Origin of the sequence: Streptomyces venezuelae (assembly GCF_008642275.1) — a bacterium.
In the GTDB taxonomy this organism is placed as follows: domain Bacteria; phylum Actinomycetota; class Actinomycetes; order Streptomycetales; family Streptomycetaceae; genus Streptomyces; species Streptomyces venezuelae_E.
Window position 1 is genome coordinate 1,974,899 of sequence record NZ_CP029189.1, and the last position, 14,694, is coordinate 1,989,592.

The 14,694-nt window shown below is 72.3% G+C and carries 10 protein-coding genes; 5 read left to right on the forward strand and 5 right to left on the reverse strand.

Annotated elements, in window-relative coordinates; all coding sequences use genetic code 11:
* Positions 1–361: 361 nt before the first annotated feature.
* Positions 362–922: a GntR family transcriptional regulator gene (locus DEJ51_RS08335; RefSeq protein WP_411757292.1), complete on the forward strand. Its 561-nt coding sequence runs from the start codon at positions 362–364 to the stop codon at positions 920–922.
* On the opposite strand, the gene DEJ51_RS08340 is transcribed toward DEJ51_RS08335, so the two are convergent.
* Both DEJ51_RS08340 and DEJ51_RS08345 read right to left on the reverse strand, forming a co-directional pair.
* On the reverse strand, positions 894–1,094 hold the full coding sequence (locus DEJ51_RS08340) for a DUF397 domain-containing protein (protein ID WP_150257021.1): 201 nt from the start codon (positions 1,092–1,094) through the stop codon (positions 894–896). The two genes, DEJ51_RS08335 and DEJ51_RS08340, sit on opposite strands and share 29 nt — an antisense overlap.
* The gene (locus tag DEJ51_RS08345; RefSeq protein ID WP_150257022.1) at positions 1,079–1,915 is read right to left on the reverse strand and encodes a helix-turn-helix domain-containing protein; all 837 of its coding nucleotides are present in this window, start codon (positions 1,913–1,915) and stop codon (positions 1,079–1,081) included. The genes DEJ51_RS08340 and DEJ51_RS08345 overlap by 16 nt, the downstream gene beginning before the upstream one ends.
* Positions 1,916–2,087: 172 nt before the next feature.
* Here DEJ51_RS08345 and DEJ51_RS08350 point away from each other — a divergent pair, with 172 nt between their 5' ends.
* The gene (locus DEJ51_RS08350) at positions 2,088–2,519 is read left to right on the forward strand and encodes a hypothetical protein (protein WP_150257023.1); all 432 of its coding nucleotides are present in this window, start codon (positions 2,088–2,090) and stop codon (positions 2,517–2,519) included.
* Positions 2,520–2,844: 325 nt separating this feature from the next.
* Here DEJ51_RS08350 and DEJ51_RS08355 read toward each other — a convergent pair whose 3' ends face one another.
* From DEJ51_RS08355 to DEJ51_RS08365, 3 genes are all read right to left on the reverse strand, one after another.
* Positions 2,845–4,305, reverse strand: a complete 1,461-nt coding sequence (locus DEJ51_RS08355; protein WP_150257024.1) for a glutamate synthase subunit beta — start codon at positions 4,303–4,305, stop codon at positions 2,845–2,847.
* On the reverse strand, positions 4,298–8,839 hold the full coding sequence (gltB, locus tag DEJ51_RS08360; RefSeq protein ID WP_190620886.1) for a glutamate synthase large subunit: 4,542 nt from the start codon (positions 8,837–8,839) through the stop codon (positions 4,298–4,300). The genes DEJ51_RS08355 and gltB overlap by 8 nt, the downstream gene beginning before the upstream one ends.
* Before the next feature lie 373 nt (positions 8,840–9,212).
* Positions 9,213–9,944, reverse strand: a complete 732-nt coding sequence (locus tag DEJ51_RS08365; RefSeq protein ID WP_150257026.1) for a VIT1/CCC1 transporter family protein — start codon at positions 9,942–9,944, stop codon at positions 9,213–9,215.
* Positions 9,945–10,194: 250 nt separating this feature from the next.
* Here DEJ51_RS08365 and DEJ51_RS08370 point away from each other — a divergent pair, with 250 nt between their 5' ends.
* From DEJ51_RS08370 to DEJ51_RS08380, 3 genes are all read left to right on the forward strand, one after another.
* Entirely contained in the window at positions 10,195–11,190 is a 996-nt protein-coding gene (locus DEJ51_RS08370; RefSeq protein ID WP_150257027.1) for an ADP-ribosylglycohydrolase family protein, read from the forward strand.
* A 611-nt stretch (positions 11,191–11,801) separates the two neighbouring features.
* Entirely contained in the window at positions 11,802–13,295 is a 1,494-nt protein-coding gene (locus DEJ51_RS08375) for an ADP-ribosylglycohydrolase family protein (RefSeq protein WP_223835712.1), read from the forward strand.
* A 7-nt stretch (positions 13,296–13,302) separates the two neighbouring features.
* Complete coding sequence (locus DEJ51_RS08380) at positions 13,303–14,448, forward strand: ADP-ribosylglycohydrolase family protein (RefSeq protein ID WP_150257028.1); 1,146 nt, start codon at positions 13,303–13,305, stop codon at positions 14,446–14,448.
* Positions 14,449–14,694 lie beyond the last annotated feature (246 nt).

The window sequence follows — 14,694 nt, forward strand, 5'->3', positions numbered from 1 at the left end:
GGTTTCGTCTCGGGCGGCCTCTCCGAGCGACTGGACACGTTCATCACGTTCGGCTGCGCCGACGGCGGAAGCATCGAGGTCTCGTTCCGGCTGGAGGAACACCCGGACCGCGACCCGGCCCCCTTCACCGTCGACTGCCCCGGCACGGACCCGACGGTCGTCACGGTCCCGCTCGGCACGGGCCTCCACGGCGGATTCGTCGCATGGGTGACCACCTCGACCCCGACCACCCGCTGGGGCGCCACGGTCACCCAGCCCGAGTAACCGCGCACACGCCACGGACCCGCCGTTCCCGGTGGGTACGCCGGGCTCCGTCGCATAGCGTGGAGTCGACGGAGCGGATTTCAGGTGTGTGGGAGCCATGGTGAGCGGCAGCGAGTGGACCAGCAGGTCGATGCCGTATCTGACCGCCCGACCGCCGGGCACAGCGGACGCATGGACGGAGGAGGCCGTCGCAGCAGGGCGGCGGGGCGGTCAGCGCATCCTGTGTGCCGGAGAGGTGGCAGCCCCCGCCGACATCGCCCTCATGCTCGGGCTGGCGGCCGGAAGTACGGTCGTGAGGCGCCGCAGACTCATCGAACTCGACGACGAGCCGACGGAGTTGACCGACACGTACTACCCCCGGGACATCGCCGTCGGCACTGCTCTCGCCGGCGCGGCGAAGATCCGCGGCGGCGCCGTGACGCTGCTGGCCGCCCTGGGGCACGTCGGCGTGCGGGTCGTGGAGGACGTGACGGCCCGGATCCCGCGCCAAGAGGACCGTGAGCGACTGCGTCTCGGGGCGGGTGAACCGGTCCTCCGCCTGACCCGCACCACCTACGACGCCACGGACCGCCCCATCCAGGCGGACGTGATGCTCATGCCGGCCGGACGCCAGCAGTTGCGCTACGAGATCAGGCTCGACCCTTCACGGCCCGGATGAACGGAGCCCACGCGGCGGCCGGGAACACCAGCACCGGGCCGGCGCCCGCGAGCTTGGTGTCGCGGACGGGGACGAGGCCGGGGAGGTCGTCGGAGACCTCGACACACTCGCCGCCCTCCCCGTTGCTGTGCGGAGACTTCCGCCAGGACAGGCCGTTCACGTCTGCGCGCATCTCGCATGCTCCTCCGCCACCGACTCGATCAAGGTCAAGGACACCTCCGGCGACAGCGCGGCAGCCCGGGCAAGATCGTATGACCTCCAGTGACGGCGAACCAATGCCGGGCAGTCGAGCAACTGCCCGGCGTGCGGGCCCTCCGTATAAGCCGCGTCGGGCGCGTCACTGAACTGCATGATGCGCACATAAGCCCCCAAAGCACCATGGGCGCCCGCCGCGAACGGCACCACCTGAACGGTGATCCGATGCGCGCGAACGCAGGAGGAGATATGCCGTAGCTGGGCAGCCATCACAGCGTGCCCGCCGACTGCCGTACGCAGTACGGCTTCGTGCAGAACGACCCACAACTCCGGGCTATCAGGGTCGTCGAGAATCCGGGCACGCTCCATACGAGCCGCGATCAGGGAATCGACACGGTCCGCCGGACCGGTGGGACTAGCCGCCCGAATCAGGGCCCGCGCATAGTCCGCCGTCTGGAGCAGCCCGGGAACGAGCGTGGGGCCGTAGTCGAAGATGGCCGTCGCCAAACGTTCCAGCTCGGCCGCCTCGGCGAAGTACTCGACATGCTTCGACTTGAACGCCTTGGCCAGGCGGGTGAAGTAGTCCTTGGTGCCGAAGACCTTGTCGATCAGTTCCGCGATCTCCGGCCGGAGCCTGCGCGTGCCGCACTCCATCTGGCCGACGTACGCCCCGCTCGTGAAGATCCGCTCGCCCAGACCTTCCTGGCTCAGCCCGGCCGCTTCCCGGTGGCGCCGCAGTTCCTCGCGGGCGAACTCCTCCGGTGTCTGCGCCCCGCTCAGATCCTTCTGCTTGGCCATGAGCCAACTCCCCGCTTCCACAGTGCCCTTGCTCCGCGAGGAGCGTAGTCGCGACCACGTCGGCGAAACGTCGGAACGGATTGATACGACTACCCAACGCCACAGGCCGTTGTCAGTACCCCTGGTTAGCGTGATCGGTGTCAGTCAGAACGGACACACCACGGGGGACCACATGAAGCAGGCACACGGGCGCGGCAAGGCCGCCGCGTTCAGCACACTGGCCGCGGCGCTCGTGCTCACGCTCGCCGCCGGCACGGCACAGGCCTCGCCGGAGGGCGAGATCGTCGGGTACCCGGGGCCCGACGGGCTGATCTGGGTTCCCGAACAGACCGGTTCCAGCGGCTTCGTCTCGGGCGGGCTCTCGTCCCGGCTGGACACGTTCATCACCTTCGGCTGCGCGGGCGGCGGCAGCATAGAGGTGGCCTTCCACCTCGACGAACACCCGGACCGCGACCCGGCCCCGTTCACGGTCGACTGCCCCGGGAGCGACCCGGCGCGCGTCACCGTCCCCCTCGGCGCCGGCCTCCGGGGCGGCTTCGGGGCCACGGTGACTGCCTCGACCCCGACCACCCGCTGGGGCGCCACGGTCACCCAGCCCGAGTAGCCCCGAACACGCCACAGCGCCCGCCACCCCTGGTCGGGGACGTGGCGGGCGCTATGTCGGGTGTTCCGTACGCCGTTGTACGGGCCGTATGAGGGGTCCCGCCCTTCGCGGGGCGGGGGTGCTGCAGGGCCCCCGGGGCCCGGGCCCGCACCGACGGCCGGAGGCCGGCGCAGCCGGGCGAAGCCCGGGAGGCCGCCTGCGGCCGAGCGGTGCGAGCACGCCATCCAGAAGGAGTCGTGGCGGGCGCTGTGTCGGGTGTTCCGTACGCCGTTGTACGGGCCGTATGAGGGGTCCCGCCCTTCGCGGGGCGGGGGTGCTGCGGGTGCTACACCGTCAGCGAGCGGTCCGTCGGCTTGACCGGGTACGGGAGGGCGCTGCTGCCGGTCAGGAAGCGGTCCACGCCGCGGGCGGCCGAGCGGCCTTCCGCGATGGCCCAGACGATGAGCGACTGGCCGCGGCCCGCGTCGCCGGCGACGAAGACGCCCTCGACGTTGGTCGCGTAGGAGGCGTCGCGGTCGATGTTGCCGCGGGCGTCCATCTCCAGGCCGAACTGCTGGGTGAGGCCGTTCGCCTGGTCGGTGCCCGTGAAGCCCATCGCCAGGGTGACCAGCTGCGCGGGGAGGACGCGCTCGGTACCCGGCTTCTGGACGAGCTTGCCGTCCTCGAAGGCGACCTCGACCAGGTGGAGGGCCTGGACGTTGCCGTCCTCGTCGCCCTCGAAGTGGGTGGTGGAGACGGAGTAGACCCGCTCGCCGCCCTCCTCGTGGGCCGAGGTGACCTTGTAGAGCATCGGGAAGGTCGGCCACGGCTGGTTGGCGTTCCGGTCCTCGCCCGGCTTCGGCATGATCTCCAGCTGCGTGACCGAGGCCGCGCCCTGGCGGTGGGCGGTGCCCACGCAGTCCGCGCCGGTGTCGCCGCCGCCGATGACGACCACGTGCTTGCCCTCGGCCGTGATGGGGGGCGCCATGAAGTCGCCCTCCTGGACCTTGTTGGCGAGCGGCAGGTACTCCATCGCGAAGTGGATGCCGTTCAGCTCGCGGCCGGGGACCGGCAGGTCGCGGGAGACGGTCGCGCCCGCCGCGATGACCACCGCGTCGAACCGCTTGCGCAGGTCGGTGGCGGTGATGTCGCGGCCGACCTCGATTCCGGTGCGGAACTTGGTGCCCTCCGCGCGCATCTGCTCGATGCGGCGGTTGATGTGCACCTTCTCCATCTTGAACTCGGGGATGCCGTAGCGCAGCAGGCCGCCGATGCGGTCCGCGCGCTCGTACACGACCACGGTGTGGCCGGCCCGGGTCAGCTGCTGGGCGGCGGCGAGACCCGCCGGGCCCGAGCCGATGACGGCGGCGGTCTTGCCGGACAGCCGCTCGGGGGCCTGCGGGGTGACGTCGCCGTTGTCCCACGCCTTGTCGATGATCGAGACTTCGACGTTCTTGATCGTCACGGCGGGCTGGTTGATGCCGAGGACGCACGCCGACTCGCACGGGGCCGGGCACAGCCGCCCGGTGAACTCCGGGAAGTTGTTCGTCGCGTGCAGCCGCTCCGACGCCGCCGCCCAGTCGTCGCGGTAGGCGTAGTCGTTCCACTCCGGGATCAGGTTCCCGAGCGGGCAGCCGTTGTGGCAGAACGGGATGCCGCAGTCCATGCAGCGGCCGGCCTGCTTGCTGATGATCGGCAGCAGCGAGCCCGGGACGTAGACCTCGTTCCAGTCCTTCAGCCGATCGGCGACGGGACGGGTACAGGCGGTCTCGCGGGTGGTGGTGAGGAAGCCCTTCGGGTCAGCCATGGGTCGCCGCCTCCATCATCTTCTCCGTGGTCTCGGATTCCGAGAGTCCGGCGAGCTCAGCGGCGTCCTTGGCGGCGAGCACTGCCTTGTACGTGGTGGGGATGATCTTGCTGAAGCGGTCCACCGCGACGGACCAGTCAGCCAGGAGCTTCGCGGCCACGGTCGAGCCGGTCTCCTCCTCGTGGCGGCGCACCACATCGTGCAGCCACTGCTTGTCGGTGTCGGACAGGACGGTCTCGACCGCGCCCGCGTTGCCGACGTTGACGTTGTGCGGGTCGAGGTCGATGACGTACGCGACGCCACCCGACATACCGGCCGCGAAGTTGCGGCCCGTCTCGCCCAGGACGACCGCCCGGCCGCCGGTCATGTACTCGCAGCCGTGGTCGCCCACGCCCTCCGAGACGACCAGGGCACCGGAGTTGCGGACGCAGAAGCGCTCGCCGGTGCGGCCGCGCAGGAACATCTCGCCGCCGGTGGCTCCGTAGCCGATGGTGTTGCCGGCGATGGTGGAGTACTCGGCGAGGTGGTCGGCGCCGCGGTCCGGGCGGACCACGATGCGGCCGCCGGAGAGGCCCTTGCCGACGTAGTCGTTGGCGTCGCCCTCCAGGCGGAGGGTGACGCCCTTGGGCACGAAGGCGCCGAAGGACTGGCCGGCCGAACCCGTGAAGGTCAGGTCGATGGTGTTGTCGGGCAGGCCCGCGCCGCCGAACTTCTTGGTGACGTGGTGGCCGAGCATGGTGCCGACGGTGCGGTTGATGTTGCGGATCGCGACCTGGGCGCGGACCGGCTGGGCGGACTCGGCGCTCTCCGCGTTCAGCGCGTCGGCGGCGAGCTCGATCAGCTCGTTGTCGAGGGCCTTCTCCAGACCGTGGTCCTGCTCGATCAGGGCGTGGCGGACCGCGCCCTCGGGCAGTTCCGGCACGTAGAAGAGCGGCTCCAGGTCGAGACCCTGCGCCTTCCAGTGCGTGACGGCCTTGGTGGTGTCGAGGATCTCGGCGTGGCCGACGGCCTCCTCGATCGTGCGGAAGCCCAGCTCGGCGAGGATCTCGCGCACCTCTTCCGCGATGTACTCGAAGAAGTTGACGACGAACTCGGGCTTGCCGGAGAAGCGGTCGCGCAGGACCGGGTTCTGGGTGGCGATGCCGACCGGGCAGGTGTCCAGGTGGCAGACGCGCATCATGACGCAGCCGGAGACGACGAGCGGCGCGGTCGCGAAACCGAACTCCTCGGCGCCGAGCAGCGCGGCGATGACCACGTCGCGGCCGGTCTTGAGCTGGCCGTCGGTCTGGACGACGATCCGGTCGCGCAGCCCGTTGAGCAGCAGGGTCTGCTGGGTCTCGGCGAGGCCGAGCTCCCAGGGGCCGCCCGCGTGCTTGAGCGAGGTGAGCGGCGAGGCGCCCGTTCCGCCGTCGTGGCCGGAGATGAGGACGACGTCCGCGTGGGCCTTGGAGACACCGGCCGCGACCGTACCCACGCCGACCTCGGAGACCAGCTTCACGTGGATGCGGGCGACCGGGTTGGCGTTCTTGAGGTCGTGGATCAGCTGGGCCAGGTCCTCGATGGAGTAGATGTCGTGGTGCGGCGGCGGGGAGATCAGGCCGACGCCCGGGGTGGAGTGCCGGGTCTTGGCGACCCACGGGTAGACCTTGTGGCCGGGCAGCTGGCCGCCCTCGCCGGGCTTGGCGCCCTGCGCCATCTTGATCTGGATGTCGTCCGCGTTGACCAGGTACTCGCTCGTCACGCCGAAGCGGCCGGAGGCGACCTGCTTGATGGACGAGCGGCGCGCCGGGTCGTACAGGCGGTCCGGGTCCTCGCCGCCCTCACCGGTGTTGGACTTGGCGCCCAGCTGGTTCATGGCGACGGCGAGGGTCTCGTGGGCTTCCTTGGAGATGGAGCCGTACGACATGGCGCCGGTGGAGAAGCGCTTGACGATGTCGGCGACCGACTCGACCTCGTCGATGGAGATGGCCTCGCGGTCCGACGAGAAGCCGAACAGGCCGCGGAGCGTCATCAGGCGCTCGGACTGCTCGTTCACCCGGGCCGTGTACTGCTTGAAGATGTCGTACCGGCGGTTGCGGGTGGCGTGCTGGAGGCGGAAGACCGTCTCCGGGTCGAACAGGTGCGGCTCGCCCTCGCGGCGCCACTGGTACTCGCCGCCGATCTCCAGCGCGCGGTGCGTGGCCGCGATGCCGGAGGCGGGGTACGCCTTGGCGTGGCGCGCGGCCACCTCCTTGGCGATGACGTCCAGGCCGGCGCCGCCGATCTTGGTGGCGGTGCCGTTGAAGTAGGTCTCGACGAACTCGTCGTTGAGGCCGACGGCCTCGAAGACCTGGGCGCCGCGGTAGGAGGCGACGGTGGAGATGCCCATCTTGGACATGACCTTCAGGACGCCCTTGCCGAGCGCGTAGATCAGGTTCTTGATGGCCTGCTCCGGCTCCAGGCCGGACAGGAAGGTACCGGCGCGCAGCAGGTCCTCGACGGACTCCATGGCGAGGTACGGGTTGACCGCGGCGGCCCCGTAGCCGATGAGCAGGGCGACGTGGTGGACCTCGCGGACGTCTCCGGCCTCGACCAGCAGGCCCACCTGGGTGCGCTGCTTGGTGGCGATGAGGTGGTGGTGCACGGCGGAGGTGAGCAGCAGCGACGGGATCGGCGCGTGCTCGGCGTCCGAGTGACGGTCCGAGAGGACGATCAGGCGGGCGCCGTTGGCGATGGCCGCGTCGGCTTCGGCGCGGATCGCCTCGATACGGGCGGCCAGGGCCTCGCCGCCGCCGGAGACGCGGTAGAGGCCGGAGAGCGTGGCGGCCTTCATGCCGGGCATGTCGCCGTCGGCGTTGATGTGGATGAGCTTGGCCAGCTCGTCGTTGTCGATCACCGGGAACGTCAGGGTGACGCTGCGGCAGGACGCGGCGGTCGGCTCCAGCAGGTTGGACTGCGGGCCGATCGAGGACAGCAGCGAGGTGACGAGCTCCTCGCGGATGGCGTCCAGCGGCGGGTTGGTGACCTGCGCGAAGAGCTGGGTGAAGTAGTCGAAGAGCAGCCGCGGGCGCTCGGACAGGGCCGCGATCGGGGAGTCCGTGCCCATGGAGCCGAGGGGCTCGCCGGCGGTACGGGCCATCGGGGCGAGGATGACGCGCAGCTCTTCCTCGGTGTAGCCGAAGGTCTGCTGGCGGCGGGTGACCGAGGCGTGGGTGTGCACGATGTGCTCGCGCTCGGGCAGGTCCGAGAGCTCGATCTCGCCGGTCTCCAGCCATTCGGCGTAGGGCGCGGCGGAGGCCAGCTCGTTCTTGATCTCGTCGTCCTCGATGATCCGCTTCTGGGCGGTGTCGACGAGGAACATCTTGCCGGGCTGCAGGCGGCCCTTGCGGACGACCTTGGCCGGGTCGATGTCGAGCACGCCGACCTCGGAGCCGAGGACGACGAGGCCGTCGTCGGTGACCCAGTAGCGGCCGGGGCGCAGGCCGTTGCGGTCCAGGACCGCGCCGACCTGGGTGCCGTCGGTGAAGGTGACGCAGGCCGGGCCGTCCCAGGGCTCCATCATCGTGGAGTGGTACTGGTAGAACGCGCGGCGGGCCGGGTCCATGGAGGTGTGGTTCTCCCACGCCTCCGGGATCATCATCAGCACGCTGTGCGGGAGGGACCGGCCGCCGAGGTGGAGCAGCTCCAGGACCTCGTCGAAGGAGGCCGAGTCGGAGGCGTCCGGGGTGCAGATCGGGAAGATCCGGTCCAGTGCGCCCTCGCCGAAGGCGGCGGAGGCCAGCTGGGACTCGCGGGCCTTCATCCAGTTGCGGTTGCCCTTGACCGTGTTGATCTCGCCGTTGTGCGCGACGAAACGGTACGGGTGGGCGAGCGGCCACGATGGGAAGGTGTTCGTGGAGAAGCGCGAGTGGACCAGGGCGACGGCCGAGGCGAAGCGGCGGTCGGAGAGGTCCGGGAAGAAGGGCTCCAGCTGGCCGGTGGTCAGCATGCCCTTGTAGACGATGGTGCGGGCGGAGAGCGACGGGAAGTAGACCCCGGCCTCGCGCTCGGCGCGCTTGCGCAGCACGAAGGCCTTGCGGTCCAGCTCGATGCCCGTGCTGCCGTTGCTGACGAACAGCTGCGAGAAGGCCGGCATGGTCGCGCGGGCGCCGTTGCCGAGCAGGTCCGGGGTGACCGGGACCTCGCGCCAGCCGAGGACCGTGAGGTTCTCCTCGGCGGCGATGGCCTCGATCTGCTCCACGGCGGCGGCCTGTGCGGTGCCGTCGGCGGGGAGGAAGGCGATGCCGACGGCGTAGCCGCCGGCCTCGGGGAGCTCGAAGCCGGCCACCTCGCGCAGGAACGCGTCGGGGACCTGGCTGAGGATTCCGGCACCGTCGCCCGAGTCCGGCTCGGAGCCGGTCGCGCCGCGGTGCTCAAGGTTCCGCAATACGGTCAGGGCCTGCTCAACGAGTGTGTGGGTGGCCTCGCCGGTGAGGTTCGCCACGAATCCGACGCCACAGGCGTCCTTCTCGTTGCGCGGGTCGTACATGCCCTGCTGGGCGGGGCGACCGTCCATGGGCGACCAGGCGGTGGTGCTGGGGCCGGTCGCGGAGTGCGTGGATGCGGAACGCATCGGCTCTCCCGTCGTCGTCGTGGCATATGTGCATAGCCGAGGGACGACGTTGGCCCTCTGCGAAATTTCGTGCAGATTACATGATGACGACAATCCCGAGAAGCGGATACGTCATTCCAGCATGCGGACTGCACGAGGCAGAAAGAGGGGACTTTCGCGGCGCTCTACGGAGGTATCGCGCGAGGCGGAGGTCCCGGTGCAGGGCGGGCATCGTTGCCCGGAGCCCTGGTGTGATTCCCGGCGGACTCGGATTCGAAACCGCCGGGTAACGGACTACTTATGTTGCGTACTGCATAGTGTCTCACTCCGGCGGCGGTCAGCCTATGGCTCCGCCGATCCAGGTTCCCAGGACGTACGTCACACCCGCGGCCGCGCCACCCAGGGCCAGCTGGCGTACGCCGCTGTACCACCAGGACCGGGCGGTGACCCTGGAGACGACCGCACCGCAGGCGAAGAGCCCGGCCAGCGCGAGCAGCACCGCGGGCCACAGGACGGTGGCACCGAGCAGGTACGGCAGTACAGGGAGCAGCGCGCCCAGCGCGAAGGAACCGAACGACGAGACCGCGGCGACCATCGGCGAGGGCAGGTCGTCGGGGTCGATCCCGAGCTCCTCGCGGGCGTGGATCTCCAGCGCCTGCTCCGGATCGCGCGACAGCTGCATGGCGACCTCGCGGGCGAGCTGCGGCTCGACGCCACGGGAGACGTAGAGCTCGGCGAGCTCCTCCATCTCGTCGATCGGGTGCCCCAGCAACTGCTGCCGCTCCACGTCCAGTTCGGCGAGCACCAGTTCGCGCTGCGAGGCGACGGAGGTGTATTCGCCGGCCGCCATCGAGAAGGCGCCGGCCGCGAGACCCGCCAGCCCGGTGATGACGACGGTCTGCGGGGCGACGGCGCCGCCGGCCACACCGGTCATCAGGGCGAGGTTGGAGACGAGCCCGTCCATGGCACCGAAGACGGCCGGCCGCAGCCATCCTCCGTTGACATCACGGTGGGTGTGGTTGTCACGGTGGGCGGTGTGCAGTGGTGCTTCGATGTCGATGATGGACATGCGTGAAATCTCCCCAAATGTGCCAACGGACGCCACGACGCGCCTCACTCCCCCTGGACACCTCGAAACTACGCACGATTTCTGTCCCCCGCCAGCAAGGAAGGCCGTACTTACCTGGGCTTTTGCGGGTCGGCGACCGGGTGACGGGGGTGTTCGCGGGGTGTTTCGCGGCAGGCGACAAACCACATGCCATGGCACAAATCCCCCAAGGGCTCATGATGGGCCCCATCCGATGTGGGAGAGGCGCGCCATGGAGCCGGTGAAGCTGATTGCATGCAATCCGCAGGTCCTCCTCGAACGGGCCAGGGGCGCTCTTCTCGGACTCGCCGTGGGCGACGCGCTGGGCGCCCCCGCCGAGAACATGAAGCCGTCGGAGATCCGGGCCAAGTGGGGCCGCATCGAGGGTTTCGTGTCGGAGGACCCGGCGGGCACGGACGACACCGAGTACGCGATCTTCTCCGGGCTGCTGCTGGCCCGTCACGGCTCGGCGCTCACCGTCTGCCATGTGGAGCGCGCCTGGCACCACTGGATCGCCGACCTCGACGAGGGCCCGTTCCGGGGCGCCGGGTTCTCGGAGCGCGGCACCCTGGAGAACCTCCGCCGGGGCCTGGCGGCGCCCATCTCCGCCCAGCACCGGCACGCGTGGTCGGACGGGCTGGCCATGCGGGCCGCGCCGTTCGGCGTCTTCGCCGCGGGCCGGCCCGCGGAAGCGGCCCGGCTCGTCGCCATCGACGGCTCGGTCAGCCACGACGGCGAGGGCATCTACGGCGGCCAGGCGGTCGCGGCGGGGGTGGCCGCGGCCATGGCCGGCGGCTCGCCCGCGTCGGTGATCTCGGCCGCGCTGTCCGTCATCCCGTCCGACTCGTGGACGGCCCGCTCCCTGCGCCGGGCGGTCACCGCCGCCCCGCGCGGCGAACGGGCGGTGCGCTCGGCGGTGGTCATCGGCGGCTACCCGTGGACCGACCTGGCCCCGGAAGCGGTGGGCCTGGCCTTCGGAGCCTTCGCCGCCTGCCGGGGCGACTTCCCGTCCTCCGTCCTCACCGCCGTGAACATGGGCCGCGACGCCGACACCACCGCGGCGGTGGCGGGCGCCCTGGCCGGAGCGCTGTCGGGCGCCGCGGCGATCCCGGCCGCCTGGTCCTCGGTCATCGGCCCGGTCCGCGGCAGCTGCCTCCCCTCGATGCGGGGCTACCACGTCCTGGACGTCGCGGACCTCCTCACCCCGGAATACGAGGCCGCCCGATGACCCCTTCCCCGGACGACCGGACGCCGGCGCCACCCCCGACCGACCCGGCCCCGAGCACGGGCCGGGCCCCGGTGACCCCGTCGGGTCAAGGCCCCGAGCCCCTGCCGACGGCCCCGGCCCCGGCGGAGCGGGGACCCGTAGCCCTGCCGACGGCCCCGGCGGAGCGGGGGTCCTGGGGCCTGCCGACGGGGGGCCGGGCCGAGCGGAGGTCCGGGGGCCTGCCACCGGCCGCGGCTTCACCGCGCGCGCTCCCGGTGCTGCCGTCGGCGCCGGCGGAGCGAGGGCCCTCGGGTCCGGCCATGGCCACGGCTCCGCTCCCGGCCGCCCCGGCGCCCGTAGACCCGCCTCCGGACGGTCGGGACCGGCCCGAGGCACCGGCCCACACGCTGCCCGCGGCGCATCCGGCCATGGGGCCGGGTCCGGCCCCGGCGGAGCGGCGGTACGGGGGCCTGCCCCCGGGGTCGGCGGCGCCGGATCCGGGGCACGTGGCCCCGGGCAGATTCGCCCCGGCCTGGACGCCCCCGCGGACGGCACCGGCACCACCCTCCGGTGGGGAGGGAGATGAGGCGGGAAGCGCCTTCACGCCCGTTCCCACGGCGGGATCCCGAATCGTGCTCCGCACCGGGCAGCACGCCCCGGGCACGCTCGGGACCGGGACCGGAACCATGGCCTCGACCGGAGCCGGCGCCCCCGGGGCGGAGGCCGGAACGGCGGTCCGGGTCGGGCAGCCCACTGCCGGCACGACCGGTGCCGAGCCGGTTTCCGGGACCGTGGCCGGAGCCGGCACTCCCGGGGCGCGGGCCGGGACCCTGGTCCAGGTCGGGCAGCATGACGCCGGCACGACCGGTACCGCCCTCGCGCGAGCCCTCGGCACGACCGCGGTCGGGACGGCGTCCGGGGCCGGGATCCGGAGTCGGGCCAGGGAGCGTCCCGCCGAGCTCCCCGCAGGGGCCACCGCAGGGGGCCCGGCCCGGCCCATCGAGGGGCTGCTCCTCGGGCTCGCCGCAGGCGACGCGGCCGGGTGGCCCGCCGCACGCCACCGCGCCAGCCGGATGCCCGAGTGGACCCGCCGTCTGACCCGCGAGCTCGACACCTTCGCCGAGCAGAACGCCACGACCACCCTCCCCGTCCCCATCGCCCTCAACCAGCCCCCCGAACCGCTCCGCCTCGGCCCCTCCGACGACGCCGAATGGGCCGCTTTCGCCGCGGAGTCCGTACTCACCGCCGCCGGTGTCCTGCTCAGCGACCTCAGCAGGTCCCGGCGGATGCGCGCCGCCATCGACCTCGCCTGGAACGCCCTCGCCTCCGAAGTCGCCGCGGCCGCGGAACGCGCGCCCGAGGTCGAGTCCGCCGTCCTCCCCCTCCGCGCCCGGATCTCCGTACGCGCCGGTCTCGGCAACCTCGCCACCGGCCTGCGCCCGCCCGCCACCGGCCACGACAACCCGCACTACTTCGACGACGCCGCCTGCGTCCGCGCCTGCGTCCTCGCCGTCGTGCACCCCGGCGACGCACGCGCCGCAGCCGACCTCGCCGAGTTCGACGCCCGCTACACCCAGGACGGCGACGGGGTGCACGGCGCCCGCGCCATGGCCGCCGCCATCGCCACCGCCTTGAGCGCCACCAGTGCCGACGACACCGTCGACACCGTCGACGCCGCCGTGGACGCCGCCCTCGCCCAGCTCCCCGAGGCGACCGAGATCGGCCGCAACGCCCGGCACGCCGTCCGCCTCGCCCGCACCCACAAGGACGGCGGCGCCTTCGCCATCGTCCCCACCCTCGAACACGAGATCGTCGACCACGTCTACAGCTACGGGATCGCCGCCGCCGAGACCGTCCCCGTGGCCCTCGCCCTCGCCACCGCCGCCCGCGGCAGGATGACCGAGGCCGTCCCGGCCGCCGCCTGCCTGTCCCGCGTCGCGGACTCCGCCCCCGCCCTGGCCGGCGCGCTGACCGGCGCGCTCGGCGGCGGCGACTCGGTCCCCGCCGCCTGGCGCGAGGCCTGCCGCACCCTCTCCGGCTGCGCCCTCCCCCGCCTCGCCGGCACCGATCTCGTGGAACTCGCCGCGCTCCTCGCGGCCACGGAACTCACCTCACCCAAGGGATGATTCGGACATGACGCTCACGTTGGAGGACCGGGCCCGCGGCGCTCTCGTCGGAGCCGCCGTCGGCGACGCGCTCGGCGGCCCGGTGGAGGGCTGGACCCCGGACCAGATCGTGGAACGGCACGGAGGCCGCGTGCACGGCATCGTCGGCCCCTGGCACGAGGACTGGCGCACGGCCCGCCCCATCGCCCCGTACCACAAGGGCGACGGACACGTCACGGACGACACCCTGATGACGCACGCGCTGGTACGGGTCTACGAGGCCGTACGGAACCACCTCGACGCCTACGCGGTCGCCGAGCACCTGGTCCCCGACCTGATGACCACGCCCCGCTGGATCCCGGAACTGGAAGCCGAAGCCCTCCCGCTCCAGCGGATCTTCCTCGCCGAGAAGTGGATGGTGACCCGGCTGCACTACGCGCACGCCGACCCGCGCGAGGCCGGCAGCGGCAACATCGTCAACTGCGGCGCGGCGATGTACATGGCGCCGGTGGGCATCGCCAACGCGGGCAATCCGGCGGGCGCGTACGCGGAGGCGCTGGACGTCGCCGGGGCGCACCAGTCCTCGTACGGACGCGAGGCGGCGGGCGTGTTCGCGGCGGCCGTGGCGGCCGCCTGCGTGCCGGGGGCGAGCGCCGCCTCGGTGGTGGACACGGCCCTGTCCCTGGCCAAGGACGGTACGCGCGACGCGATCGCGGCGGTCCGCGAAGTGGCCGCCGGCCACCGGGACTTCGAGTCGGCGCTGGCCCCGCTGCGGGCGGCGGTGGCCCCGTACGACTCGGTCGGCCCGGACTACCGGGCGCCCTCGCTGGACGCCCGTCGCCCGTCCCGCCTTCACTCCATCGAGGAACTCCCGGTCGCGCTGGGGATGCTGCTCGTCGCGGACGGACGGTACGAGACCGCGGTGCTCGGCGCGGTCAACTACGGCCGCGACTGCGACTCCATCGCCACGATGGCGGGGGCGATCGCCGGAGCCCTGGGCGGCGAGGCCGTGGTCCCGGCCGCCTGGGCCAAGCAGGTCGCCGAGGCCAGCCGCCTCGACCTGCACGCCCCGGCCGAGGCGCTGGCCGCGGTGGCCCGGGAGATCTTCGCCCTCGACCGCTCCCGCCGCCGGTCCCACGAGTCGGCCTTCACCGCGATCGCGGCCGACCGGTGACGGGCGGCGCCGGGCCCGCCCCGGCCGCTCCCGCACGCCCGCCGGGTTCCCACGACACACCGACCCCGGCCACCAGGACCCGCCCCCTGCCCGACCCGCCATCGGCCCCGGCACACGGCCCGGCCCCGGAGCACGGCCCGGGATCCGCCCCGGAACACGGCCCGGGATCCGCCCCAGAGCAGCACGGGCCGAGGTCCACCCCGGAGCACCGCCCAGCGCCCGGCCCGGTATCCACCCCGGAAAACG

Bases quoted from the DNA above. Each gene is read 5' to 3' on its own strand.
- DEJ51_RS08350 (WP_150257023.1), top strand. From the start codon at position 2,088: ATGAAGCAGGCACACGGGCGCGGCAAGGCCGCCGCGTTCAGCACACTG.
- DEJ51_RS08340 (WP_150257021.1), bottom strand. From the start codon at position 1,094: ATGCGCGCAGACGTGAACGGCCTGTCCTGGCGGAAGTCTCCGCACAGC.
- DEJ51_RS08355 (WP_150257024.1), bottom strand. From the start codon at position 4,305: ATGGCTGACCCGAAGGGCTTCCTCACCACCACCCGCGAGACCGCCTGT.
- gltB (WP_190620886.1), bottom strand. From the start codon at position 8,839: ATGGACGGTCGCCCCGCCCAGCAGGGCATGTACGACCCGCGCAACGAG.
- DEJ51_RS08345 (WP_150257022.1), bottom strand. From the start codon at position 1,915: ATGGCCAAGCAGAAGGATCTGAGCGGGGCGCAGACACCGGAGGAGTTC.
- DEJ51_RS08370 (WP_150257027.1), top strand. From the start codon at position 10,195: ATGGAGCCGGTGAAGCTGATTGCATGCAATCCGCAGGTCCTCCTCGAA.
- DEJ51_RS08335 (WP_411757292.1), top strand. From the start codon at position 362: ATGGTGAGCGGCAGCGAGTGGACCAGCAGGTCGATGCCGTATCTGACC.
- DEJ51_RS08365 (WP_150257026.1), bottom strand. From the start codon at position 9,944: ATGTCCATCATCGACATCGAAGCACCACTGCACACCGCCCACCGTGAC.
- DEJ51_RS08380 (WP_150257028.1), top strand. From the start codon at position 13,303: ATGACGCTCACGTTGGAGGACCGGGCCCGCGGCGCTCTCGTCGGAGCC.